The organism is Nocardia sp. NBC_01327, assembly GCF_035958815.1.
Taxonomy (GTDB): Bacteria; Actinomycetota; Actinomycetes; order Mycobacteriales; family Mycobacteriaceae; genus Nocardia.
Window position 1 is genome coordinate 4,436,220 of record NZ_CP108383.1, and the last position, 25,777, is coordinate 4,461,996.

20 protein-coding genes and 3 tRNA genes are annotated in these 25,777 nt (G+C 66.1%); 13 read left to right on the forward strand and 10 right to left on the reverse strand.

Annotated elements, in window-relative coordinates:
• Window positions 1-472 precede the first annotated feature (472 nt).
• Together OG326_RS20265 and OG326_RS20270 are read left to right on the forward strand one after the other, a co-directional pair.
• The gene (locus OG326_RS20265; protein ID WP_327146220.1) at window positions 473-982 is read left to right on the forward strand and encodes a hypothetical protein; all 510 of its coding nucleotides are present in this window, start codon (window positions 473-475) and stop codon (window positions 980-982) included.
• A 771-nt stretch (window positions 983-1,753) separates the two neighbouring features.
• A protein-coding gene (locus OG326_RS20270; protein WP_442790981.1) for an IS3 family transposase occupies window positions 1,754-2,925 on the forward strand; the annotation gives its coding sequence in 2 pieces (ribosomal slippage) (window positions 1,754-2,006 and window positions 2,006-2,925; 1,173 coding nt in all).
• A gap of 258 nt (window positions 2,926-3,183) precedes the next feature.
• Here the strand turns inward: OG326_RS20270 and OG326_RS20275 are convergent.
• A complete protein-coding gene (locus tag OG326_RS20275; RefSeq protein ID WP_327146222.1) occupies window positions 3,184-4,692 on the reverse strand; it encodes an HNH endonuclease signature motif containing protein in 1,509 nt (502 codons plus the stop codon).
• A gap of 277 nt (window positions 4,693-4,969) precedes the next feature.
• On the opposite strand from OG326_RS20275, the gene OG326_RS20280 reads away from it, so the two are divergent.
• The 7 genes from OG326_RS20280 (at window position 4,970) to OG326_RS20310 (ending at window position 10,492) form a co-directional block, all read left to right on the forward strand.
• A complete protein-coding gene (locus OG326_RS20280; protein ID WP_327146223.1) occupies window positions 4,970-5,143 on the forward strand; it encodes a hypothetical protein in 174 nt (57 codons plus the stop codon).
• A 4-nt stretch (window positions 5,144-5,147) separates the two neighbouring features.
• A complete protein-coding gene (locus tag OG326_RS20285; protein WP_442790982.1) occupies window positions 5,148-5,927 on the forward strand; it encodes a helical backbone metal receptor in 780 nt (259 codons plus the stop codon).
• Between the two features lie 74 nt (window positions 5,928-6,001).
• Window positions 6,002-6,085: transfer RNA gene (locus tag OG326_RS20290), tRNA-Ser, on the forward strand.
• 4 nt (window positions 6,086-6,089) lie between these two features.
• Window positions 6,090-6,163, forward strand: a tRNA-Thr gene (locus OG326_RS20295).
• 25 nt (window positions 6,164-6,188) lie between these two features.
• A tRNA-Lys gene (locus OG326_RS20300) sits at window positions 6,189-6,249 on the forward strand.
• A gap of 73 nt (window positions 6,250-6,322) precedes the next feature.
• Window positions 6,323-9,337, forward strand: coding sequence for an alpha-mannosidase (locus OG326_RS20305; RefSeq protein ID WP_327146224.1), 3,015 nt, complete (start codon window positions 6,323-6,325; stop codon window positions 9,335-9,337).
• Window positions 9,338-9,484: 147 nt separating this feature from the next.
• Complete coding sequence (locus tag OG326_RS20310; protein WP_327146225.1) at window positions 9,485-10,492, forward strand: LLM class flavin-dependent oxidoreductase; 1,008 nt, start codon at window positions 9,485-9,487, stop codon at window positions 10,490-10,492.
• A 6-nt stretch (window positions 10,493-10,498) separates the two neighbouring features.
• Here OG326_RS20310 and OG326_RS20315 read toward each other — a convergent pair whose 3' ends face one another.
• Window positions 10,499-11,464 carry an alpha/beta hydrolase gene (locus OG326_RS20315; RefSeq protein ID WP_327146226.1) on the reverse strand — a complete coding sequence of 322 codons (966 nt, stop codon included), beginning with the start codon at window positions 11,462-11,464 and terminating at the stop codon, window positions 10,499-10,501.
• Between the two features lie 139 nt (window positions 11,465-11,603).
• Here OG326_RS20315 and OG326_RS20320 point away from each other — a divergent pair, with 139 nt between their 5' ends.
• Complete coding sequence (locus OG326_RS20320) at window positions 11,604-12,644, forward strand: helix-turn-helix domain-containing protein (protein WP_327146227.1); 1,041 nt, start codon at window positions 11,604-11,606, stop codon at window positions 12,642-12,644.
• A 24-nt stretch (window positions 12,645-12,668) separates the two neighbouring features.
• On the opposite strand, the gene OG326_RS20325 is transcribed toward OG326_RS20320, so the two are convergent.
• From OG326_RS20325 to OG326_RS20350, 6 genes are all read right to left on the reverse strand, one after another.
• On the reverse strand, window positions 12,669-13,505 hold the full coding sequence (locus tag OG326_RS20325; RefSeq protein WP_327146228.1) for a dienelactone hydrolase family protein: 837 nt from the start codon (window positions 13,503-13,505) through the stop codon (window positions 12,669-12,671).
• Between the two features lie 2 nt (window positions 13,506-13,507).
• A complete protein-coding gene (locus OG326_RS20330) occupies window positions 13,508-14,116 on the reverse strand; it encodes a TetR/AcrR family transcriptional regulator (RefSeq protein WP_327146229.1) in 609 nt (202 codons plus the stop codon).
• Window positions 14,117-14,224: 108 nt separating this feature from the next.
• Complete coding sequence (locus OG326_RS20335) at window positions 14,225-15,172, reverse strand: AEC family transporter (protein ID WP_327146230.1); 948 nt, start codon at window positions 15,170-15,172, stop codon at window positions 14,225-14,227.
• 82 nt (window positions 15,173-15,254) lie between these two features.
• Window positions 15,255-15,689: a hypothetical protein gene (locus OG326_RS20340; RefSeq protein WP_327146231.1), complete on the reverse strand. Its 435-nt coding sequence runs from the start codon at window positions 15,687-15,689 to the stop codon at window positions 15,255-15,257.
• A gap of 108 nt (window positions 15,690-15,797) precedes the next feature.
• Window positions 15,798-17,144, reverse strand: coding sequence for a M1 family metallopeptidase (locus OG326_RS20345; RefSeq protein WP_327146232.1), 1,347 nt, complete (start codon window positions 17,142-17,144; stop codon window positions 15,798-15,800).
• Complete coding sequence (locus tag OG326_RS20350) at window positions 17,141-21,031, reverse strand: Pls/PosA family non-ribosomal peptide synthetase (protein WP_327146233.1); 3,891 nt, start codon at window positions 21,029-21,031, stop codon at window positions 17,141-17,143. Before OG326_RS20350 ends, OG326_RS20345 begins: the two co-directional genes overlap by 4 nt.
• Window positions 21,032-21,385: 354 nt before the next feature.
• On the opposite strand from OG326_RS20350, the gene OG326_RS20355 reads away from it, so the two are divergent.
• Window positions 21,386-22,312: a cyclase family protein gene (locus tag OG326_RS20355; protein ID WP_327146234.1), complete on the forward strand. Its 927-nt coding sequence runs from the start codon at window positions 21,386-21,388 to the stop codon at window positions 22,310-22,312.
• A 6-nt stretch (window positions 22,313-22,318) separates the two neighbouring features.
• Here the strand turns inward: OG326_RS20355 and OG326_RS20360 are convergent, their stop codons facing one another.
• Both OG326_RS20360 and OG326_RS20365 read right to left on the reverse strand, forming a co-directional pair.
• Window positions 22,319-23,140: an acyl-CoA thioesterase gene (locus OG326_RS20360; protein WP_327146235.1), complete on the reverse strand. Its 822-nt coding sequence runs from the start codon at window positions 23,138-23,140 to the stop codon at window positions 22,319-22,321.
• A gap of 178 nt (window positions 23,141-23,318) precedes the next feature.
• A complete protein-coding gene (locus OG326_RS20365) occupies window positions 23,319-24,413 on the reverse strand; it encodes an amidohydrolase (protein WP_327146236.1) in 1,095 nt (364 codons plus the stop codon).
• Between the two features lie 294 nt (window positions 24,414-24,707).
• Between OG326_RS20365 and OG326_RS20370 the strand changes: the two genes are divergently transcribed.
• A complete protein-coding gene (locus OG326_RS20370) occupies window positions 24,708-24,944 on the forward strand; it encodes a hypothetical protein (RefSeq protein ID WP_327146237.1) in 237 nt (78 codons plus the stop codon).
• A 378-nt stretch (window positions 24,945-25,322) separates the two neighbouring features.
• Window positions 25,323-25,745 carry a MarR family winged helix-turn-helix transcriptional regulator gene (locus tag OG326_RS20375; protein ID WP_327146238.1) on the forward strand — a complete coding sequence of 141 codons (423 nt, stop codon included), beginning with the start codon at window positions 25,323-25,325 and terminating at the stop codon, window positions 25,743-25,745.
• Window positions 25,746-25,777: the final 32 nt, after the last annotated feature.

Below are 25,777 nucleotides of genomic sequence, written 5' to 3' on the forward strand. Positions count from 1 at the left end.
CGCCCCCGCGACGACTCCACCCTGTTTCGTACACGCCCCAAGATCGAAACTCCACCGGCCGCGGCAGAACCCCCAAAGAGCGCTCAACGATCTCGCGCAGATACTAAGCGCCCGCACAGGCCATGGCTACGTGTTTTAGTGCGGCACCGGCACCGGCACCGGCACCGGCACCGGTACCGGTACCGGTACGGCTCTCAGCCGACCGCACAGCTCCCAGCCCAGACACACCGTTCCTGCCCGGCGGTACAGTTCCTGCCCGGCGGTACCGTCCCCGGCGGTACAGTTCCTGCCCGGCCGCGCCGGTACGGCCAGCGGTGCGCTGGAGGTAGCCGGGTGTTGGTGTATCTCAGCCGATGGGGGCTGTGTGAACATGGAATGTTTCATTCCGAAACCTCAACGCCGCCAATCAATCTTGCTGTAGCGTCCTCGCCAGACCGGGTCGATCGGGCCCGGCTCGCCTTGGAGAGTGCGTATGAAGCTCACGAAGTACATTGCGGCCCTTGCTATATCGGCCGCCGCGATCGTATCCATGAACACCGGACAGGCCAGCGCAGGCGCGATCGGTTCAGTGCTCAATACGAATCAAGTACTGACCCAAGGGGATTACCTGACAACCATCGCCCAGGACAGTCCGGCCTTCGCCATCCTGCAAGGAGACGGCAATTTCTGCGTCTATCGCGGCACCGGCCCGAGCAACAACCTGGGTGGCGTCTGGTGCTCCAGTACCTCCGGTCACTCGCAGGTTTTTGCCGTCATGCAAAGTGACGGAAACTTCGTCATCTACAAGGGCACCGGCCCAGGCAACAACCAGGGCTACCTATGGGGTACCGGCGGCCACAGCGGCGCCTCCGGCTTCTACCTCGAACTCAACGGCACCGGCTTCGGCCACTCGAACCCGAATCTCCAAGTAGTCGGATTCCCCGCCAGCGGACACAACACCTGCTACTGGTCCAGCGATGGCAATTGCAACCTGGGCGGTTAGAACCGCAACCACACTCATGGACCAGTCGAGCGGCTGATCCCGGCCGAGGTAGTGCGACAGCCTGACTACGGTGCCAAAACCGTAGTCAGCACAACCAGCCCCTGAATAATCAGCCCGAGAACTGACAACCCGAACCATAGTTCCCATTCTCTGCTTTGGGTTTTCGTCTCGAGAACGGCACCACAGCCGGTCGACCAAGCGGGTACCGCAGGTCCGCTCCTGACTGCGGAAGGTAAATCGGGTACCTCTGCCAACGTGCCCAGCACGGCCATCTCGGGCTCTGCCCGCACCCTCTCGCAGACCAACCCTGCCCGGGAGGCAAGAAACCCAGGTGCACCGACCGTTTCGGCATAGAAACCGTCGGCCACCGGGGATGGAACAGCGGGTGCGTCAGCGGCACAACGGTTATCGGGTCTGTGCCGTGCGGATACCTGCTGTGCGGTCGGAGAGAAGGGTTGTGTGGTGCCCGCTTCAGGGGGTTTCGAGGCCGAGATGAGGTCGGTGCACCTGGGTTGTGTCCGGCGAGAGGCGGTGGTGGGTCTCTGGGTGCGGGCAGGGCCGAGATGGCCGTGCTGGTGGCGTTGGGTGGGGTACCCGATTTACCTTCCGCAGTACAGGGATACCTGCGGTACCAGCCGGAAGACCGGCTGTGGTCCGGTTTCCGAGACAAACACGAAAAGACGAAGAACGAAAAGACGAAGGACTGAGGCGCTGGAAGGTTCTCGGACAGTGGCCCCGAAGTAGAGTCGGGGTTCACCGAACGGAGTTGTTGTGGCACGGAAGAATACGCGGTATTCGCCGGAGTTTCGTGAGGCGGCGGCCAGAGAAGTGGTCGAGCGGTCACGGACGGTGGCCGAGGTTGCGCGCGAGTTGGGGTTGATCGAGCAGACCTTGAACTACTGGGTGAAGAACTATCGGCAAACCCATGTGGTCGTGGAGCCGGAGTTGTCGATACCTGATAAGGCGCGGTTGGCCGAACTCGAGCGCCGGGTGCGAGAGTTGGAGGCGGAGAACGAGTTCCTGGGAAAATCGGCGGCCTTCTTCGCGAAGAGGTTCCGGTGACCGCGAAGTACGCGTTCATCGAATCCGAAGAAGGAAACTACCCGGTCTCCAGGATGTGCAGGTGGTCGAAAGTATCCAGGTCCGGCTATTATGACTGGAAGAGCAGATCGGTCTCGGTGACCACTGTTCGGCGCGAGATCCTTTCTGCTGAAGTTCAATTCGCGTTCGAACATTCCGACGGCACATATGGGTATCGTCGCGTCCACGCTCAGCTCGCCCGGTGGGGCACCATCGCCGATCCGGAGACGGTGCGGTCGATCATGCGTGAGCTGGGTTTGGTGGCCTGCCAGCCGCGCCCGTTCCGGCCGGTCACGACCCTCGCCGGCGACGCAGGCGTGTTGCTGGACCTGGTACGGCGTGACTTCACCGCCGACCGGCCCGGCCTCAAGCTGGTCGGCGACATCACCTACGTTCGCACTGCGGAGGGCTGGCTCTATCTCGCGACTGTGCTGGATTGTTTTTCCAAGAAGGTAGTCGGCTACGCGATGGCCGAACACATGCGTGCCGAACTCGTCACAGACGCGTTGCGAATGGCCTGCCGCACAGTTGCTTTCGTGCCAGGGGTCACGGTATTCCATTCCGACCGCGGTACTCAATATCTGTCCGCGGAGTTCGCCGGTGTCGCGAAGGAATTGAACATTCTCCGGTCGGTGGGGCGGACCGGGGTCTGCTACGACAACGCCTGGGCCGAATCATTCAACGGGACCTTGAAGAATGAACGTGTCTACCGGACGCACTATCGGACCAGGGCAGCTGCCGAGGAAGACATCACTCGTTATATCGAGTTGCGGTACAACCAGATTCGGCTGCACTCAGCGATTGGCTACCGCATACCCAACGAGGTAGAGTCCGAATGGTCCGAACAGAACCAGGCAGCCTGAAAGACCAAACCCTCACTGTCCGAATTCCTTCCGGCTCCTCAGACGCCTGGAATACAGGGACGAGATCAAGAACCCGAAAGGTCGACTCGGGCACCGGCTGTAGGGGCGGGTCGGGCTGGCAGGGGCAGGGAAGCCCTGTGCCTCGATCGAGGTGCATGGTTCGGGTTCCGCGAGCGAGCCGGTCTCGAAACACCCCGATAGGCAACGACCTGTAGCACCGACAGGATGATCCTGTCGGTGACACGAGGGGCGGGAAACCTATTGTCGCGGTGGCGGTGTGGCAGCGCGGCGCAGCACCCGGTACCGCACCGGGGACAACCCCCAGGCACGACACACCCGGCCAGGCCGCAGCGACGGCGGAGCCTCAGCCATCAACTCACCAGGATGATGCAGGTGATTGACCTGCGGAGTACCCGTCGGGTCCACGTGGGCGGGCGCGATCCACGCGGTACGACCGGGGAAGTCCGAATCCGCACCGAGTTTGATCGTCTTCCAGCCGCGCGGACCACCCTTGACCAGGGCATGGCAGTGATCGCAGGCGAGAGTGAGGTTCTCGATATCGGTGCGCCCACCCTTGCAGAACTCGGTCACATGATGCACCGCCGCCATACTCGCCGGAGCCGAGCACCCCGGGCGGGTGCAGCCGCGCTCGGTGGCGATCAACGCCAACCGTTGTGCCGGATTCGCCAGGCGCGCTTCGCCCAGGTGCAACGGCATGCCGTCCTTGTTCTTCACCAACACGAACGTCTTGGACCGGCGGGCGGCCAACTTCAACGCCTCGGGAACAGGCACCGTGCCACCGGTCGCGGTGGTAGCCACCCCGGCCACGCGTTCCACATCCTCGATGCTCATCGTGAGGATCGTCGAGACCGGCAGCCCACGATGCGAGCCGAGCTTGGCCGGGTTGAAATCCGGGTGCAGCACCGCCAAGAGGGCATCGTGCTGGCGTTGCACCTTGCTGCGCTCATCGCGGGCCGCACACGCCTCCAGTACGTCCCGGGGTATCGGGTTGTCCTCATCCTCAGCCCACGGGCTCTCTTTGTCCGCAGGATTGCACATACCCGGACGCGCCAGCTTGGCCATGACGGCATCGAAGGCCCCACGCGCGTCGGGGGTGAGTTCGACGGTGAGGGTGGACATCAGGTCGTAGCGTTGCGGACTTGCACTCGCCGACCGCAACCGTTGGCGGTCATCGTCATCGGTGAGTTTGCCGTCGGGGTCGAGGTAACCGAGGATCCGCTCCCCGATCCTGGGCAGATGCGTCGGATCCAACGCGCGGGCTTGCCGGGCGAGTTCTTCTTCGGCGTAGGCGCGGGCTTCGGCGGGGACTTTGCTGGGCAACCGGTTCATGACCTGCCGGATCACCCGCACATGATCGAGAGAGATCGCACCGTCATCGAGAGCTTGGGCCGAACACGGCAGGACCGGGGCAGGGTCGGGTTCGTCACCGACCCGGTGCCAGACGGCGAGGTCTTCGGCGGTGCGCCACCGGTTGATCGCGTCCCCGTGCGAGATGTGCAGCACCGCTTGCAAATACAACGCCGGGCTCCCGGACCCGTTCTTGGTAGGCAGGGACCGGGCGCAGGCTTGCACGATCAGGTCCCGTTGCACCGACGCCAACCGGCGGGTGCTGGTTTCGATCTGCTGCATCAACGCGACAATGTCGGTGTCGGGCAACGGAATCAACGACAACGCGGTGAGGGAATCGACCGCCGCGACCAGTGCGGCTGCACCGGTCGCGATTGCGGTTTCTTCCCCTGATTCCATGCCTTTATTCTACTCCGGGGAAACAGACCCGGAAAGGCGAATTCCGTTGTGATATAAGGCTATTAAGAATATTCGGGTTTTATCTTTCGTTCTTGTTCTTATGTCTCGCTCTTCTTGTCCAGGCGTCTTTGTCTCTGCGTTCTTCTCGGTGCGAGTCCGCCGGCGGTAACACGTCTTCAGGTCGTGTTCGGCGTGGTCGAACGGACTGTTCGGTTGTGGCTTCGTGACTGGCTACCGGGGGCTGAGGGATTGGGGTTGCTCGTCTAGGCTGGCGATCATGGACCCGAACATCTTGTCGGTGTACACAGGTTTGGTTGTCGGCGTGGCGGTGGATACCGTTTACGGGATTCTGGTTGCTGTCTCGCCGGTTGTCGGTGATCCCTTCGGGGTAGTGGCGCATCCCGAGTGTGTGCTGGGGGCGCTGTCGGCCGGCACGTTCTGTACCGGCTGAGAGTGTGGTTGCCGGGGAGGTGGTCGATGATCTCGGCGCGGTTGTGCGCGTGCGGCGGCCGGTGCGGCGGGTTGTGTCGCTGGTGCCGTCGCTGACCGAGGCGATTGCGGTGAGCTGCCCGGATCTTTTGGCGGGCGCTACCGAGTGGTGCACGCATCCTCCGGGATTGTCGGTTGAGCGGGTTCGGGGGACGAAGAATCCGAATGTTCGGCGGATTGTCGAGATCGCTCCGGATCTGGTGGTGTGCAATCAGGAGGAGAATCGGCGGATCGATGTCGAGCGGCTTCGGGATGCCGGGATTGCGGTGTGGGTGACCAGGATTCGGACGCTGGAGGAAGCTTTCGCGTCCATGGGCCGTCTGTTCACGGTGGGACTCGATGTCGGGATGCCGGACTGGTTGGCGCAGGCCGAGGCCTGCTGGGCTCCGCCGCCGCCGAAACCCTTGTGCAATGCGGTGATTCCGGTGTGGCGGGATCCGTGGATGGTGGTCGGGCGGGACACATTCACCGGTGATCTAGCGCGGCGGCTCGGATTGCGACTTGTCCACGCCGATCTACCGGAGCGCTATCCAACTGTATCCACGCACGAGCTGGTGGCGAACGTCGATCTTGCCGTACTTCCGGACGAGCCATACGTATTCACCGAAACCGATGGGCCGGAAGCCTTTCCGGGAATGCCGGTGGCGTTGGTCGAGGGCCACCATCTCACCTGGTACGGCCCGTCATTGGTCACCGCCCGCAAGTCGCTCACCGATCGATTGGCACAGGCCGCCGTCCGGCCATAGCGAAAATAGGTTGCCGGGCTCCGGCCCACTCTGCGAACGTTGCCGTACCGCAGCCACTTCGGCACTGCGGAAAGGGAAGGTTCCGGTCTGTGGAGGCCGACCGGTCTTGAAAACCGGGGGGACGTTTCGGCGTTGGGGTTCGACTCCTCAACCTTCCGCTCCGCCTTCGTAGCTCAGCTGGTAGTAGCGGCCGCCTTGTAAGCGGTGGGTCCCGGGTTCGATCCCTGGCGAGGGCACGCTTTCGTAGCTCAGTGGTAGAGCAGCTCAGTGGTAGAGCTGCCGCCTCTTGAGCGGCAGGCCGCGCGTTCGATCCGTGCCGGGGGCACTGAAATCACACATCTGTGCAGCAGAATGGGCCCTAGGTAGTGGCCGCCGCTTCGATGGGAGCTAGCGCTGTGCATGATGACCGTCGGTTGATCGAGAGTCGGCTGGGGCGGGTGCTGGGGGAGCGGATTGTTCCGGCGATCTATCCGGAGTCCGTGCCGCTCAGGGCATCCATGTGGGTGGCGCCCGATGAGCCGGTGCCGGTGGCCGAGGGGTTGGCTGGGCCTCGGACCGGGGTCGGGCCGGGGGACCGGTGGGGTGCGCCCTGGGGGACGAGTTGGTTGACGGTGGAGGGGACGGTTCCGGCGGCGTGGGCTGGGAGGACTGTCGAGGCGATCATCGATCTCGGGTTCGATCGGAATATGACGGGTTTTCAGTGCGAGGGGCTGGTCTATCGGGGGGACGGGTCGCCGGTGAAGGGGTTGCATCCGCGTAATCAGTGGGTGCGGGTGGCTGGGCCCGCGGTGGGCGGGGAGGAGGTGGTGCTGCACGTCGAGGCGGCGTCGAACCCGATCATCCCGTTCTTCTCGCCGACCGCGCTGGGGGACAGTCTCACCGCCGGTGGTGAGCCGCAGTATCGCCTGGGGCGGATGGACCTCGCGATCTTCGACGAGCAGGTGTGGCAGTTGGTGATGGATCTGGAGGTGCTCGGCGAGCTGATGCACGAGATGCCCGAGGATCCGGCCCGCCGCTACGACATTGTGCGGGCGATCGAGCGGGCGCTGGACACCATCGATCTACAGGATGTGAACTCGACCGCCGCCGCGGCGCGGGAATGTCTGGTCGAGGTGCTGGCCGCACCGGCCATAGCGTCGGCGCACACGATCTCCGCTGTCGGACATGCGCATATCGATACGGCCTGGTTGTGGCCGCTGCGGGAAACGGTGCGCAAGGTCGCGCGCACCACCGCGAATATGACCGCGCTGCTGGCCGACGAACCCGACTTCATTTTCACGATGTCCCAAGCCGCCCAATACGACTTCCTCAAACAGCATCGGCCCGAGGTCTACGAGAAAGTCGAGAAGGCGGTATCGGACGGCCGGTTCGTGCCGGCCGGTGGGATGTGGGTGGAGTCGGATACGAATATGCCGGGCTCCGAGGCGATGGCGCGGCAGTTCGTCTACGGCAAGCGGTTCTTCCTGGAGGAGTTCGGGATCGAGAACGAGGAGGCGTGGCTGCCGGACACGTTCGGATTCGCGGCGGGGCTGCCGCAGATCATCAAGGCGGCAGGCTCCAAATGGCTGCTGACACAGAAGATCTCCTGGAGCGAGATCAATCAGTTCCCGCACCATACCTTCCTGTGGGAGGGCATCGACGGGACCCGGATCTTCACCCACTTTCCACCGGTCGACACCTACAACTGCTCGATGCAGGGCCGCGAGATCGCGCACGCCGCACGGAATTTCAAGGACAAGGGCCGGGCGTCGATGTCGCTGGCGCCGACCGGCTGGGGTGACGGCGGTGGCGGCACCACGCGGGAGATGGTCGCGAAGGCCGCCCGGATGAAGAACCTCGAAGGTTCGCCGAAAGTGCTGTGGGACAAGCCCTCCGACTTCTTCGCGAAGGCCGAGGCCGAGTATGCGAATCCGCCGGTGTGGGTGGGGGAGCTGTACCTGGAGCTGCACCGCGCCACGCTCACCAGCCAGGCGAAGACCAAGCAGGGTAACCGGCGCAGCGAACACCTGCTGCGGGAGGCCGAGCTGTGGGCTGCCACGGCGGCGGTGCGCAAGAACGCGGAATATCCTCGTGCGGCCTTGGATCGCCTCTGGAAGACGGTGCTACTGCACCAGTTCCACGATATTCTGCCCGGCTCGGCGATCGCGTGGGTGTACCGGGAGGCCGCGCAGACGTACGCGGCGGTGGCGCAGGAGCTGACCGAGATCATCGAGCGGGCTCAATGGGTGCTCGGTGGTGAGCGGGCAGGGCCGAACAGCTTCAATTCCACGCCGCACACCTGGCAATCGGTTCCGGCCGGAGCGGCCGCAGTGCCTGAGCAGTCCGGCTCGTGCTCGGTGACCGCGCGCGCCGAGGGCGGCTTCGTTCTCGAAAACGGTGTGCTGCGAGTCGAAATCGATGTGCGCGGGCTTGTCGTATCGGTATTCGACCCCGCGCAACAGCGGGAGACATTGCCGCCGGAATCGGCCGCGAACCTGCTGCAGCTGCATCCGGACCTGCCGAACTCGTGGGACGCCTGGGATGTCGACCGGTTCTACCGGAACCGGGTCACCGATCTCATCGACGTGGATTTCCTTGCGGCAGGCCCGGATTCGACAGAATCCGCGGTGGTTCGGGTCGGTCGATCGTTCGGGTCCTCGAAAGTCGAGCAGACCCTGTCGCTGCGGGCCGGCGCGCATGGCCTCGATATCGATACCAGCGTCGACTGGCACGAGACCGAGAAATTCCTCAAACTGGCGTTCCCCCTGGACGTTCACGCCGACCGCTACGCCTCCGAAACCCAGTTCGGGCACATGTTCCGGCCGACCCACACCAATACCAGCTGGGAGTACGCGAAGTTCGAAGCCTGCAATCACCGGTTCGTGCATATCGCCGAGCCGGGCTGGGGTGTGGCGCTGGTCAATGATTCGACCTACGGCCACGACGTCACCCGGACGGTCCGGGCGGACGGCGGGACCACGACAACGGTGCGGGCTTCGCTCTTGCGGGCGCCGCGGTTTCCCGATCCGGAGACCGACCACGGCGCGCACGCCTTCCGGCACTCGCTGATCCCGAGCGCCTCGATCGGTGACGCGGTGTGTGCGGGCTACCGCATCAACCTCGCGCCGATCACGCCGACCGTCGCCGAGGCAGTCGCGCCGCTGTTCACCATCGACAATGACGCGGTGGTGACCAGCGCGGTCAAACTGGCCGACGACGGCAGCGGCGACGTTGTGCTGCGCGTCTACGAAGCGCAGGGCGGCCGGGCCTCGGCACTCGTCACCCTCGGATTCGAGACGTCTGGATTGCAGGTGTGCGATCTGCTGGAGCGGCCGACGGAAAGCGATACCTCCGCAGTTCTGGACGGTTCGGCAGTTCGGCTGCGGCTGCGCCCCTTCCAGCTGGTCACGCTCCGGTTCACCCGTGCCTGACCCGGTGAATCGCGTCGAAGTCACGAATCTCACGACCTCGGCCGGGCATCCTCGGGCATAAGTTCGGCGGTTCGAGGATTGTCAAAGAAGGCGGGTGTGTGTTGCCCGCACCCGAACCTGTCGATTTTCTCGGAAAGCTGGTGTCGTATGCCCATCGCACTGTCCCTTCTCGACTTGGCGTCGATCGCGCCCGGGCAGACCGCGCGTGACAGCTTCGACAACAGCGTCAAGTTGGCGCAGGCCGCGGAGCGCAGTGGGCATCGCCGGGTCTGGTACGCCGAGCACCACAATATGAGCTCGATCGCCTCGAGTGCGACGAGCGTTCTCATCGGTTACGTGGCGGCGCATACGGACACCATTCGGCTCGGAGCCGGCGGGATCATGCTGCCCAATCACTCGCCGCTGGTGATCGCCGAGCAGTTCGGCACGCTGGAGACGCTCTTCCCCGGTCGGATCGATCTGGGGCTGGGCCGCGCGCCGGGCAGCGATCAGAAGACCATGCTGGCGCTGCGCCGCAATCCCGCCTCGGCGGATACGTTCCCGCAGGATGTGCTGGAACTGCAGGGCTACCTGTCGGGTCACTCGCGCATTCCAGGGGTCAAGGCCGTACCGCGCGCGGAAGGCGTTGTGCCGCTGTATATTCTGGGCTCCTCGCTGTTCGGCGCTCAGCTTGCCGCGCACCTCGGCCTGCCGTACGCCTTCGCGTCCCACTTCTCACCCGATGCCCTGCACCAGGCGGTCCGCGCCTACCGTGATGGTTTCCAGCCCTCGGAGCAGCTGGCCGAGCCGTACGTCATGGCCGGGGTCAATGTCTTCACCGCCGACGACCACGACCAGGCCGCGGAGCAGAAGACGATCTCCTACCGGGCGCGCACCCGGGCGTTCATCAAGCGCAGCGCGGCCGGTGCCGATTACACCGACGATGAGATCGACGCCTTCCTGGCCTCGCCGAACGGGCACCAGCTGGCCTTGATGACCAAGTACACCGCGGTCGGCACGCCCGCCGAAGTTGTTGCGTACCTGGAGGATTTCGCCGTCGGCATCCAGGCGGACGAACTCATTCTCGCCCATCACGCGCACCGCATCGAGGACCGCGTCCGCTCCGTCGAACTCACCGGCGAGGCCATGGCCGCCCGGGAACCCGCCACCCGCTGAGCTTTTCTAACTCAGCACTCGTCGCAGATAGGCGGTTCGAGCCGCATCCGCGAGCTGTGAGAGGGCGGCCTGTGGTGCGGCAATGGAGAATCCGTGCCACGCGCCCGGCCACAGGTGCAGCTCGACCGGCACCCCGGCCTGCGACAGGCGCGCGGCATAGTCGAGCACTTCGTCGCGGAAGGTTTCGACCTGTCCGACATCGAGGAAAGTCGGTGGCAGGCCGGATAATTCGGTTGCACGCGCGGGGGCCGCATACGATGACACATCGGGGCCGCCGGGCGCCCGGCCGAGGTACATCGCCCACGCCTCGGCATTGGCGGTGCGATCCCAGAAGCCCTCGCGGTCGAGTTCCTGGCTCGAAGGTGTGCGGCCGCGGTCATCGAGCATGGGGCACCACAGGATTTGATGGGCGAGCGCCGGGCCGCCCCGATCCCGCGCCAGCAGTGCGGTCGCCGCGGCCAGTCCGCCGCCCGCGCTGCTGCCGAAGATGATCAACCGTTCGGGGTCGATGTCCAGCTCCTCGGAGTGCCCTGCGACCCAGAGCAATCCGGCATAGCAGTCCTCGACCGGGGTCGGGAAGGGATGTTCCGGGGCCCGCCGGTAGCCGACCGAGATCGCGACAATGCCGAGCTCATCGACCCAGCGGGCCAGGGTGTCGGCGAGCTCCCACTCGTCGCCGGCGATCATTCCGCCGCCGTGCGTGTGATAGACGCAGGGCCACGGGCCGGGCCCGCGAGTCGGGCGCATGATGACGACGGGTAGTTCCGGGCCGTCATCGGCCCCCGCGACCGTGCACTGCTCGATCCGCACCGCGCCATTGCGCCGCAGCAGTTCGGGATTCGCGGTGCTGGAGTTCATCTTTCGGTACTCGGCCAGCGCGCGGGGTGCTGTCCAGCCCAGCTCCCGCATTTCCAGGGGGTAGGAGGCGAGGATTGCGTCCAACTCCGGGTCGAAGGGCGGGCGAGTGCTCATCTGGGGTGTCTCCTGTCGGATGGTTCACCCAGCCTCTCGCGGATGGTGCGGCTCGGGGTACCGCCATATGGCGGATGCTCGACCAGATTGCCCGCCGATCGGCGATACAATTCTGCAGTCGTCCGAGCGAGGAGTGGGTATGGAAGAGCTGCTCCAACGGCTTGCCTCTCTCGATCCCGCCGCCGAGGGCGCGGTGCGGGCGATCGCCTATTTCGACAAACTCGTGGAGGGCCGGGCGGGGCTCGAGGCCTTTGTCCGCGCCGCGGCAATCCTGGCGGGTTGTCCGGCGGGATTGCATGATCCGGACCGTCATGTGCTGGTCCGCATGCATCCCGATGGGCATCGGCTCGAAGCCGGTTCCTTCCACGGCGAATGGCCGATGGTCGAGCTCGCCGGGGGAGAAGGCGGGCGGGTCTGGCTGGAGCGGGATGCCGGTCCGAGTCCGACCGATGTGATCATTCTGGAACGGCTGGCCGTCGGCGTCCGGCTCGTGCTGGACCGTACGCGCGGGCGCGGGCCCGCTCGTGATCCGGCCAGCGTCGAGGCTTTGCTCAGCGCGGATATCTCGGCGAATGTGCGCCGGCAGGCTGCGCGTCGTATTGCCCTGCCCGCGGATCCTCAGGTCAAAGTGGTGGCAATGCTCGCCGAGCCGGATTCGGCGGTACCGGAATCCGCGGATCTGAGTAGATGGAGTGCGCAGCTTGGCCGGGTGCTGGCCGCGATCGTGCCGGCCGACCTCGAGCCCGAGACCTCCGTGCGGATCGGACTCGGGCCCGCTGTCGAGTCCGCCGATCTTCCGCGTTCGTGGCACGGGGCGCTACAGGCGTTGCGGCTCACCGGAATTGACGGTCCACGGCGGGTGCGATTCGAGGACCTCGGTGGGATGGGCATCATCGCCGAGCGGATCTCGCCGGCGGATGCGCTGGTCGACGATGTGCTGGCGATTCGAGCGGCGCAGGATCAGATCCCGGCGGCGCTAGCGACCCTCACCGCCCTCGTCGAGCATGACAGCCTGCGTGCGGCGGCGGCAGCACTGTATCTGCACCACTCCACACTGCAGGCTCGAATTCCGCGTCTCGCAACAATTCTCGGCTATCGGCCCGATACGGCGTTCGGTCGCAATCGCTTGCACATCGCCCTGGTTCTGAACCGGATCAACCTCAACGGGCCACTGCCCTAGCAAGACCTCGGTGCGGGTCAGCCGTTACGACGTAGGCGCGGTCTCCGGGATCAAGCGGTGCTGGAAGAAGGCAAGGATTTCATCGCGGGCGGCGATGGTCGGCTGGCCTGCCTCATCGATCAGGTGGGCGGTGACCACGCTGTGCGGACTCGCGACGTGTACCGAAAAGAACGGCGCTGTTTCGGGATTGGCCGCATGGTCGGGGAGGACTCGGCCGACGAATCGGTCGCCCAGTGCTTCCTGGTACGCGGCGAAACGCTGGGCGCGGCAGAACTTGTCACCCGCGAATCGGTAGGCGAGCACCGTGAGGTCGTCCTTCTCGAGCCGATTGCGCACGGCGGCAAGCTCATCGGGGGGACTCTCCAGTCCTGCCGGATTGTCCATCGGCAGCGTGGGCTGGGACAGTACGGGGGCGAGCACGGCGGGTTCGAGCATCATGGACAGTGCGAAATTGCCGGTAAAGCACATTCCGATCGCGCCTACGCCCGGGCCGCCGCACTCGTGCAGGGCCAGCCGTGCGAGCGCTCGCAACCAACCGGTGACGGGGCTGGACTCGTCGGCGGCGAAGGCGCGGAATTCGGCACTGACGCACGCTTTTCGGAATACCGCCGCACCTTCGTCGGCGGTGGCTACGGCTCCGTCCCGGCCGAATAGCGACGGCATGTAGACGGTGAATCCGGCGTCCCGAACCCAGCGGCTGAAGCGAGTGACATGCGGGCTGATGCCCGGCATCTCCGTCATGACGATCACGGCCGGGCCGGATCCGGCGACATACACCCGCTTCGTAACGTTTTCGAGGGTGATCTCGCGAATGGTGAAGTCCGACAACGCATCATCGGCGGACATGTTCTGCGGCGTCATCGTCAGACTTCCTGCGTTCCGTTCGTGAGGGTGGTGAGTAGGGGGAGGAGCAGTGCCGACAAGGTGCGGCGCTGGCGCTCGGCGGGCCATGATCGCGGCTCCAAGGTGGCTCGGGTGCCGACTCCGTCGATCGCCGCGAGGACCGAGTCCGCGATGATGCCCAATTCCTGCGGTGCGGGTGCGCCTCGGAGCGTCGAAAGCCGGTGCGTAATGCGCTCGACGATCTCCTCGTAGTAGCGGCGATGCACGGCGGCGAGGCGTTCATCGGTCATCGCCCGGCCCCAGAAGGCCAGCCACACCCGCCATTCGCCGAGCCCCCGCGCATCCAGGGGAAGGTAACCGCAGTACAGCTCGATACAGCTCACCAGGTCGATCGGTTCATCGGCCGAGGGCGCGGGCCGCTCCAGTATTCGCCGCACAACCTCCGACAGCGCCGCCTCCAGCACTGCGTCCTTACCGTCGAAATAGTGCGTGACCGCGCCGGTCGTCACATTGGCGGCCGCCGCCACATCCCGCAGCCGCGCCCCGTCGATCCCGGCCTTGTCGATCACCGCGACGGCGGCAGCCGCGATCGTCCGCCGCTGCACGGCAAAGTCGACCTGTTTTGGCATAACGGTGATTATGTATCAAAGACCCCCGGTCGCCAACCCCTAGTCGGGTCTGTCCGCCACCCGCACCCGATACGCGCGGATATCGGACGCGGCATCGCACGCCGATGATCAGTGTGCGAGGGCCGCCCACATCGGCAGCAGGAGAAGCGCGAGCACCGAGGTCTTGATGACCACCGATGCGGCGAGGTCGACGTCCGTGTCGTACTGGGCGGCGAAGATGAAGAGGTTCTGTGGGGCCGGCATTGCCGCGATGAGGGTGAGGTAGGTGAGCCAGGGCGCGCCGATGCCGAATACGTAGCGGGCGAGCGTGAATGCCAGCAGTGGGAACAACAGGCATTTCATGGTGACCAGCCAGTACTCGTCGCTGCTGGTCCCTCGCAGTCGAATCCCGCTGCCGCCCAGGTGAAGTCCCAATGCGAAGAGGGCGACGGGGGATGCTGCCGCTCCGGCCATCGAGAGTGTGTCGGTCGCCCAGCCCGGGACGGGCAGGTGTGCGAGATTGGCAGCGATCCCGGCGTAGCAGGCCACCACTATCGGTGTGGTGACCGCAGCTCGCAGGCCCCTTCGCACGCCGCCGGTCGTGCCTTCCGGATCGGTCGGTGTGCCTGTGGATTCCATGATCGCGATGACCACCACCGTCAGCACGCAGACCTGCAGCAGGATGACAGGGAAGATCGGTGTGGCGTCGCCGAACAGCAACAGGAATACCGGGATGGCGAAGTAGGTGGTGTTGACCTGGCAGGCGGCCATGATCCGCAGCGCGGTGGCGCGGGCATCGCATCGAGTCACGGTGCGGGCCACCGTCGCCACCACGATCATGCCCAGCACGGCGGTGGTGGTGTAGGCGGCGATCGCGACGGGGTTGAACACCTGTCGCAGATCGGCGCGGTAGAAGCTGCCCAGTAGGTACGCGGGGATGGCGAAGCGGAAAGCGAACTCGGAGAACGCCTTCGACAGCGTGGCATCGATGATCTTGCGGCGGGCGAACAGCACCCCCGCTCCGCAGATGAGCGCGACCGGTGCCAGTTTTTCGAGTGTGCCGAGAAAACCGGTCACTCGGCACGCCGATCGCCGGCCACCGTGGCTGGTCTACTCACGCGCAGCGCTCCATGGTCGCCCGGACGGTAGAAGCGTGCGATCAGTGGGCTATGTAGACGCCCTGGGCTCCTGTGGTGGCTATGACGGTCGATCCTTGGGAGAGGTTGGCTGTGACGGTGCCGCCGGAATCGGTGGGGAGGGCGCGGCCGGGGGCGATGAGGCGGCCTGACCAGTTGTGGGGGGCGCCGTCGCAGGTGACGAGGACCGAGCCGTCGAGTTGGACGGCGATGGGGCCGCCGATGCCGCCCTGGAACATTTGTTCCAGGGAGCCGTTCGCGATGTTGACTCCGGCGGTGCCGCCTCCTGCGCAGGTGGCGGAGCCGTTGATGGTCAAGGTGGTGACGTTGTAGCTCATCTGCCGGTCGACGGAGATGGAGGCCGGCTGCTGTGCGGACGCCAGTGCGGCGGTGAATCCCAGACAGCCGGTGGCTGCGATGAGAACCGCCCCTAGCGCGGGGTGCGGAGTGCGGAACATGGCGTTCCTCCTGTCGATGCGCGATCACAAGATCGCCAACACCTACATCCTGCGCGCATTCGGTGATCGCCACCAGTGGCTGGCGCATCGATCGGCCGTGCGTGACTGTCAGGCCGATGCGGCGCCCGGCGGCGGCAGATGGGGGAGCGGGAGGCTGTGCAGCCAGTCGTCCCACAGTGAGCGCAATGGCGCCGCGCTGTAATGCCCTGCCAGATCCATGAATTCGTCGGTGGTGACCGAGCTGTGGCGGTAGCGGGTGGTCCATTCGCGCAGCAGGTTGAAGAATTTCGGATCGCCCAGTTGCAGGCGGAGGGCGTGCAGGGTCAGGGCGCCGCGTTTGTAGACGCGGTCGTCGAACATGCGGGTGGGGCCGGGATCGCCGAGCAGGATGTCCTGGGGCTGGTGGGACAGGCGCAGGCGGGCGGTGCGGGCCAGGTGGTCGGCGGTCGCGCCGCCGGAGGCCTCGGACCAGATCCATTCGGCATAGCAGGCGAAGCCCTCGTGCAGCCAGATATCGCGCCACTGGCGAATGGTCAGGCTGTTGCCGAACCACTGGTGCGCAAGCTCGTGTGCGACAAGGCGTTCCGAGCCGCGATGACCGTCGCAGTGATTGGCGCCGAAGGTGGAGATGCCCTGCGCCTCGATGGGGATTTCCAGATCGTCATCGGTGACGACGACCGTGTAGGCGTCGAAGGGGTACGGGCCGAATTTATCGGTGAAGACCGCCATCATGTCCGGCTGACGTGCGAAGTCGTGATCGAATGCGGCGCGCAGCCGCTGCGGCAGCACGGCCTGCATGGGCACCGCACCGCGCGGGGCCTCCAGCCGATGCTTGCGGTACGGCCCGACCTGCACCGTGGCCAGATAGGTCGCCATCGGTTCGGGCTGCTCGTACACCCAGGTGGTCTGACTGGCCTTGGTCTGCTTGCGCATCAGCGTGCCATTGGCCAGCGCGTAGTACGGGGTGTCGGTGGTGATCGAAATGCGGTAGCTGGCTTTGGAACTCGGGTGATCGTCACACGGAAACCAGGAGGCCGCGCCATTGGGCTGACTGGCCACCAGCGCACCCTCGGTGAGCTCCTCCCAGCCGACCTCACCCCACGGGCCGCGCACCGGTTTGGGCGTGCCCGCGTACTGGACGACCAGCGCCAGCGCCCCACCGGCGGGGACCTTGATCGAGGGTGTGATCACCAGCTTGCCTTGCTGGTGAGTGTATTTCGCGACCTTGTAACCGTTGACCAGCACCTTCGACACGGCCAGCGACTGCGAAAGATCCAGTGCGAAGCGATCCCGCACCCCGGTGCTCACCGCCGTGATCTCGGCCCGCCCCGCCAGCCGATTGCTGGCGACCTTGTACACCAGTTCCAGGTCGTACCGCGATACCCGGTAACCGCGATTTCCGTTCTGCGGCAGGTAATCGTCGATGGCGTCTTCGGAGAACTTGTTCGGCATCATTCGCCGGCCTCCGCCCGATCCGGCCACGGCGCAATGGGATTGCCCCACCAGCGAGTGGACGGCGGCACAGTGTCACCGCGCATGACCAGCGAGGCGGGGCCCACGGTGGCGCCCGGGCCGATGCTCGCGGCGGGCAGTGCGACGCAGTGCGGGCCGAGGGTGGCGCCCGCGCCGACGGTGACGGTGTCCATGGCCATGATTCGATCGTGGAACAGGTGGGTCTGCACCACGCAGCCCCGCTCCACGGTCGCGCCGTCGCCCAGAGTCACCAGGTCCGCCTCGGGTAGCCAGTAGGACTCGCACCATACCCCGCGGCCGATCTCGGCGCCGAGTCCGCGAAGCCACAAATTGAGTACGGGCGTACCGGTCGCCGCGCGTGCGAACCACGGCGCCGCAACATGTTCCACGAAGGTGTCGGCGACTTCATTGCGCCAGACGAACGAGCTCCACAGCGGATGTTCTTCGGCGCGAATGCGTCCCACCAGAACCCACTTGGCCACAACGGAACTCGCGCCCGCGATCGCGCCCGCCGCCAGCAGCACCAGGCCACTGAGCAGTGCGGTGGGCAGATGTCCGAGGGTCTGCGCCAGCCAGGCCAGGGTGAACAGCACACCCAGGCCGATGGCGAAGGTCACCAGCACCGGAAGCAGCCGGCAGGTCTCGACGATGCCGCGGGCGATGAGCAGACGCGGCGGCGGATCGAAAGTGCGTGCGGTATCACCGGTTCCGGCCGTGCGGCGCAGGCGCACCGGCGGGCTGCCCAGCCACGACGAGCCCGCCTTGGACTTCGACGGTGCGGCCGAGAGCACCGCGACCAGACCGTTCTTCGGCACCCGGCGGCCCGGTGCGGTCATGCCGGAATTGCCGAGGAAGGCGCGCTTGCCGACCTTGGATTCGCCGATATGCAGCCAGCCGCCGCCGAGTTCGTAGCTCGCGATCATGGTGTCGTCGGCCAGGAACGCGCCGTCGGCGACCGTGGTGAACTTCGGCAGCAGCAGCACGGTGGAGGCCTCGACGCCCTTGCCGATCTTCGCGCCCAGCAGGCGCAGCCACATCGGGGTCAGCAGGCTCGCGTACAGCGGGAACAGGAAGGTGCGGGCCGAATCCAGCAGGCGTTCGGTGGCCCAGGTCTGCCAGCCGATACGACTGCGCACCGGGTGATAGCCCTCGGTGAGTCCGATGCTGAGCAGTCGCACCGCGACGATCGTCACCACGGCGTACACGCCCAGGCTGATCAGCGTCGCGATCGGCAGCAGGGCGAAGGCGTGGCCGAGAGCCGTTGTCAGCGTGGTGGTCTTGCGAATCTCCCAGGCGATGAAGAGCCCGCCGGTACCCAGGCCGAGAATCGGCACGGCCGCCAGCAGCATCGAGGTGATACCGAAGATCGCGACCCAGTGCCGCGCGCGCGGCGGGGTCTGATCGGGCCAGCGGTGCTGTGCCTTACCGACTTTCACCGCCGGTGAGCCCGCCCACGACTGTTCGGCCTTCACCTTGCCCGATACCGCGGAACCGGCGGCGATCTCGGCATTCTTACCGATCTTGCTGCCGGGCAGCACGATCGAGCGCGCACCGACCACCGCGCCCGGGCCGATCTCGATATGACCGATGTGCACCACATCGCCGTCGATCCAGTAGCCGGACAGGTCCACCTCGGGTTCGACGCTGCAACCGTCGCCCAATTCGAGCATGCCGGTCACCGGCGGCAGCGTGTGCAGGTCCACACCCTTGCCGATCTTCGCGCCGAGCGCCCGGGCGAACGGCACCATCCACGGTGCGCCGGAGAGGTTTTCGGCCCCACTGGCCTCCGAGAGCCGCACCGCGGTCCATAGTCGCAGGTGCACCCAGCCGCCGCGCGGGTAGCTGCCCGGCTTCACATTGCGCAGCAGGGTGCGCGCGCCCGCCACACACAGCGCCATGCGCCCGGGCGGAGAGATGAACAGCAGGAAGGCGATCAGCGCCCACCACCACGACAGGCGCGGCAGCCAGGGCAGCGAGCCGGTCCAGGCCCCGATATTGCCGACAATGCCCAGCCAGGTGAGCCATTGCAGCCCGGTCAGGGTGGTGAGCGGAATGGTGGCCAGCACCTGGAACCACTGGGCCCGCAAGGGAACCGGGCGCACCACACGATCGACGACCGCGACGGCGGGAGCGCTGGCATCCAGCAGCGCCGCCAGCGCGCCGAGCCGGGGATGGTCGTACAGATCGGCGACGGTGATGCGCGGCTGCCGTTCCCGCAGTGCGGTGACCAGCTGCGCGGCCGCGAGCGAACCGCCGCCCAGATCGAAGAAGTCGGCATTCGGATCGCTGACCTCGGCGCCGAGAATCGAATCCCACAGTCCGGCAACCCATTGCTCGGTGGCGGAGAGTCCCGGATCGGCGTCGGTCGCCTTCGGCAGCGGCCACGGCAGGGCATTGCGATCGACCTTGCCGGAGGTGCGGGTGGGCAGTTCCGCCACCACCGCCAGCCGGGGGACCAGCGGGGCCGGGAGTTGTTCGCCGAGTTGAGCTCTGGCGGCCTTGATGTCGTAGTCCGCGCCGGGGCCTGTCAGGTAGCCGACCAGGATCTTATTGCCCGCCTTGGTGGTTCGGATGGCGGCGGCCGCGCCCGTCACCCCCGGCAGGTGCTGTAGCGCATTGTCGATCTCGCCGAGTTCGATGCGGCGGCCGCCGAGCTTGATCTGATCGTCGGCGCGGCCGAGGAACACCAGTCCCTCGCTGTCATTGCGGACCAGATCGCCACTGCGGTAGGCGCGTTCCCATCCGACCGACTCCAGCGGCGCGTACTTCTCGGCATCCTTGGCCGGGTCGAGATAGCGGGCCAGGCCGACGCCGCCGATGACCAGCTCACCGGATTCGCCCTCGCCCACCGGGTTTCCGGCCGCATCGACGACGGTGAGATCCCAGCCGTCCAGAGGTAGTCCGATGCGCACCGGGAAGGATCCGTCGAGCAGTGCGGCGCAGGCGACCACGGTGGCCTCGGTGGGGCCGTAGGTATTCCAGACCTCACGGTCGTCGGTGCCCGCCAGGCGTTCGGCGAGTTCCGGCGGGACCGCCTCACCGCCGAAGATGAGCAGGCGCACCGAATCCAGGGCTTCGGCGGGCCAGGTGGCGGCCAGCGTGGGCACCGTGGACACGATGCTGATCTCGCGCCGCACCAGCCACGGGCCGAGATCCGCGCCGGTGCGCACCAGCGCACGCGGGGCGGGTACCAGGCAGGCGCCGTGCCGCCAGGCCAGCCACATTTCCTCGCAGGAGGCATCGAAGGCGACCGAAAGGCCCGCGAGGACACGGTCTCCGGGGCCGATGGGGGCTTGCTGCAGGAACAGCCGGGCCTCGGCGTCGACGAAGGCGGCGGCGTTGAGATGGGTGACCGCAACACCTTTCGGGGTTCCGGTGGAGCCGGAGGTGAAGATGATCCAGGCGTCGTCGGCCGGGGTGGGCGGCGCGGTCGACGCGGCGGTCGATTCGTGTGCCGCAGCGGTGGTTTCGATTCCGCCGGCGGTGGCCATGGCGGTCACCTTCGCCTCGCCGAAGACCAGGCGGGCGCGCTCGTCGGGATCGTCGGCATCCACGGGCACATAGGCCGCGCCCGCGTGCAGCACCGCGAGAATCGTCAGGTACAGCTCCGCGGTGCCCGATGGCATCCGCACCCCGACACGGTCACCGGCGCGCACGCCGGCCGCGGCCAGCTTGCCGACTACGGTGTCGATCTCGGCCAGCAACTCCGCGTAGCTGAGCACTGTCTCGCCGTCGTCGATGGCGGGTGCGTCGGGGTGATCCTGCGCGGTCGCGGCCAGGATATCGACCAGGGTGCGAGCGGGTGGTGCGAGTGCGGCCCGCAGCATCGGACTGACGTCCGTCGCGGTCTCGACCTCGTTCTGCACCATCAAGTCCTGCCCACCTCTCAGAGAACTGCCCGGTCAGCGAACTGTCCGGCGTTTCGATGTCCGTTGTTTCACATAAGGGTTACCAGTGGGCAAACACCCCGGTGACCAACAGTCCACGGTACCCGCGAACTGGTCGCCCGCTGTTCACCGAACCGGTGCGGTCGTGCAGGTCACAGTCCTACGCATTGTCGCAAGACGGATATGAACTTAGAGTTTGCTCGTCACTTGCCAAACCTGCGCCGGGTCCTTTCGGGCGCGGCAGCGAACCACTCGAACCTGGGATGACGCCCCGGCCGCGCGATGAGGGCGCAGCCGGGGCGTCGTCGTTTTCCGCCGGTCTGTAGGTTCGGAGGTATGGCGTTTCCATCGGAATTTCTCGACCTCGCAAAGCGCGTGAACAACTGGGGCCGTTGGGGTTCCGACGATCAGATCGGCACGCTCAATCTTATTACCGATGAGGTGGTGCGGGCCGCGGCGGGCACGGTGCGCAGCGGACGCCGGGTGGCTCTCGCACTGCCGCTGAGTCAGCAGGGTGTGCAGACCGGGATGATTCCGGGCCGGGTCAATGCGCTGCACAGCATGATCGCGATCAATTGGGAGTTGTTCGGGCCCGGCACCATTGCCACCAGTGACGACGTGGTGACGATGGGCCTGCAGGCCGGAACCCACTGGGATGCCCTGACGCACATCTCGCACTCCGGGCGGATCTACAACGGCCGTTCCGCCGACACCATCACCGCGCACAAGGGCGCGGCCTTCAGCGGGATCGACAAGGTGCCGCACATCGTGTCCCGCGGCGTGCTTCTCGATGTGGCCCGAGCGCGCGGGGTGGACGGTCTGGCGAGCGATCACGCGGTCACGCCGGAGGATCTGGAGGCCGCCGAGGAATTCGGCCGGGTGAAGGTGCGCGCGGGCGATATCGTGCTCGTCCGCACCGGTCAGATGCGACTGTTCCTGTCCGGCGACCGTCAGGGTTATGCCGTCCCCGCGCCCGGTCTGTCCGTACGCTGCCCCGAATGGTTCCATGCGCGCGATGTCGCGGCCGTAGCCAATGACACGCTCACCTTCGAGATCTTCCCGCCGGAAATCGACAATCTGATGCTCGCCGTGCACGCCCTCCACCTCGTGGAAATGGGCATGCTGCAGGGGCAGAACTGGAATCTGCAGGAGCTCTCCGAAGTCTGCGCGGAGGAGGGGCAGTACGAATTCCTGCTCTCCGCCATGCCTGAACCCTTTGTCGGTGCGACCGGAACCCCCGTGGCCCCGGTCGCCATCCTCTGAGGGCCGTCAGTCCTTGAAATAGACCATCTGGTGACTTGTTGCCAGCAGTGTGCCGTTATTCGCCCAGAGTTCGGCCGACTGGTCGAAGAAGCCGTTGCCGAAGTGCTGTGAGCGGGCGGTGGCGAGCACCGGCAGGTCGGATTGTGCTGTCAGCAGTTCGTTGTCGGCGTGGAAATAGACGGTCAGCGAGACGGTGCCGGCGGGGACGACCCGGCCCAGGCGCAGCATGACCCGCGGAAAGAACACATCGCTGAGCGCGGTCAGGCCGCAGTAGTCCAGCGGCCGCGCGGGCGTATCCCGTACCCATAGCGTGGTTGTCGAACTGTGGTTCGGATCGGCGTCCGCAACGGCGATGGCGCCCTCGACGAATCGCATGTCGTAATTGCGGACCCAGGCGATGAACTCGGGCAGCGCCTCGGGCTCGAGGGTGTCCGCGGGCGGCACCGCCGGTGCGGTGACCTCGGTGGAGGTCCATGTCGGGCGGCGATTGCCGAATACGGCTGTGGCAGTGGTGGCGACAACACCGTCCTGGCTCAGGCTCAGCGTCCAGTGCTGTGTATTGCGGTTCGTGCGCACCGGAACCGCGGAGATGACGAAGGGGCCGTTGGCAATCGGCCCGGCATAGTTCACGGTGATCGAGAGCGGTTCCCCGAGGCAGTCCGGATGCTGCTGCGCCGCCCGCAGCAGAGTCGCGGCGGTGATCCCGCCGAACGGGCCCACCATATTGGCGTAGTCCGGGGTGGTCTGCCCGCGATAGTTCCCGTCGCCGTCGTAGATGAGCTCGGTCGCGACGTCGAACGGATGCGGCGGGGTCACGGTGCGGGGCATCGATCGAGGCTACCGCTCGTGTGAAACGGGCTCGACCCGGCGGGTCGGCCACGGCGCGGGATCGGTGAGAGGTGAGCGCCGGGGCGGGGGAGTCGTCACCAATATTCAGTCCTGGTGCGATCTTTGACCGCTCAGGCCGATTCGCCAGCCGATCCCAGGTGGCCCGGTGGTCCCACGGTCAGCAGCACCCGCCTATCCGCGGACGCGAGCTCGGATCGGAGACGCCGCCGCGGACGGCTTCGAGGAAAGCGGGGAGGTCGATGCGCCGCCCACCCACCCAGGTGCCGAGGACGCTGACGGTCTCGGCCAGCCGTGCCGGGTCCACGTCGTAGGGGTCGGCGGACAATTCGACGAAGTCGGCGAGCTTGCCTGTGCGGATGGACCCGACCAGGTGGTCGCGGCGCAGGGTGCGGGCGGCATTGATCGTGTGGGCGCGGATCGCGGATTCGAGCGGGATGGCCTGATCGGCGCCGTGCACGTTGCCGGCGCGGGTGCGGCGGGAGACGACAGTCTGGATATTGATCAGCGGCGACGGTGGCGAGACCGGCCCGTCGTTGTGCAGCGACAGGCAGGCTCCCGAGGCGAGCGCATCATTGAACGGAGCGAATCGGCTGCCGTGGGCGTGGTCGAAGATCTGCCCGTCGAGCAGGTCGCCCCAGAAGTAGTACTGGAACGGTGACATCGACACGTGCACGCCGAGGCGGGCGGCACGATCCAGCTGGGCTCGGGTCGCGCCGCCCAGATGTTCCAGCCGCCACCGATGGTCGGTACCGGTGAGCCCGTGGCGTTGCAGCGCCGCCTCGTAGGCGTCCAAGCCCATCTCCACGGCCAGGTCCCCGTTGGAGTGGAATGCGATCTGCCAGCCCGCGGCCGCGGCGTTGTCCAGGATCGCGTCCAGCTCCGGCCGCGAGTAGTTCAGTGAACCGGTGCCACCGGCGGTCGCCGGGTCGATGCCGGCCCGCCGGGTTGCCGCGGTGTCCAGGTAGGGGTACGAGGTCGCCCCCGATCCCACCCAGACCGCGCCGTCGATCCACAACTTGACTCCCGCCTTGCGGAGCATATCGTCGGCGGCAGCGAATACTGTTGCCTCCGTGTAGGTGTCGGTCGTCGACATCTCCCACAGGCTGACTCGCAGCGGGCAGGACACGGTAGCGGCCAGTGCTTCGTAGTCGGTTTTGCGTTGCGGGTCATAGGCCATATCCGAGGTCGAGGTATACCCGGCGCGCGACATCGCGGCGCAGAACTGGGCGGCAGACTGAACCGGACCGGGCATCTGGGCGATCAAGGGATCCAGGACCTAGAGCGTGCTCCTGACGCCGCTTCGAGGCCCAGAAGCCCCGCACCACAGCCTGTTTGAAGATCAGCGGGGCTCGGATCGATCTCCCTGGGCCGACCCGACAGCACACCGCACGCATCGTCATCCTCCTCAGTCGTTGCCGAGCTGGCGACGCCCAGGACACGGGCACCTGTTCTCCCATCCATCGGAGGGTGAACCGATCGGCCAACGGCCGTATTATTGGGCCCGCCACCACAGCGTGGCCGAATTGTCGGAGGGCGGAGGCGAAGTATGACCGATGAGGAGATCATCATCTCGTTCGCCCTGACCAGACTGGATAACGCGAACAGCGACCTCGATCTGGAAGACGTTGCCGCCCTGGTGGTGCGCCGCCTGACCCCCGATCAGATACTCGACCTCGCCACCCGCAACCTCGTTGAACGGAATGAGTTGCGGGGAGCATTGTTCGAGTCTGCGGTCGAGCATGTGCTCAGGACCGTTCTGACGGCCCGAGGTCCTGTCGACTGACGCTGTTCGAAGGAACGGACCGCCACCACCGTCACACAGCGCACCCCCTCCGGAATCCGGAGGGGGTGCGCTTGTCGAATCGGGGTGGTCCCGATTACATGGAGCCCCAGGACTGGAGCAGGTAGGTGATGTTGGAGAGCAGACCGGTGATGGTGCTGGCCAGGTCCAGGGTGGCGGAACCGAGGTTGATGATCGGGAAGTTCATGGGCTACCTCACTGCTGATCGGATCTTGTTCCCGACGGCAATGACCGTCGACGGCTAACCCAGCCTCTATCAAACGTCCAGTTTGTACCTCACCCGCAAAGGGTGAAGTCGACACTGCTGACCGAGGGGTCGCGGTGAATGTTAACCAGACAAGATTCTGATACTTTCGATTCGTGGACGATGGACTCGGAGACATGCTGCATCGCGTCGTGTACCTGCTCGGCGAGGCGGCGCGGGGGCGCGTGGGCGACGCCGGGGCGTTGACGTACAGCCAGATACGCCTGCTGGGGATGTTGGAGGAAATCGAGCCGGCCACCCAGCATCAGCTGGCGCAGGCGCTGGCGGTGTCGGATCCGGCGGTCAGCCGGGCCTTGCGCCCGTTGGAAGTGGCTGGATTCGTTGCGATCGAGATCGACCCCGAACATGCGCGGCGGCGGTTGGTCAGCACCACCGAAGCCGGGCGCGCCGCCTTCCACGGCAGCGACAGGCCGTTGCAGAACGAGTTGCGCGACGCGCTGCTCGAAGCGGGTTTTCCGTACGAGCGATACCTGAACGACACTGCCGCGCTGGCCAAGCTGCTGGAGCCGCGTCGATAGGTCCTGGCAACCGGCCTCGATGAACATGAGTC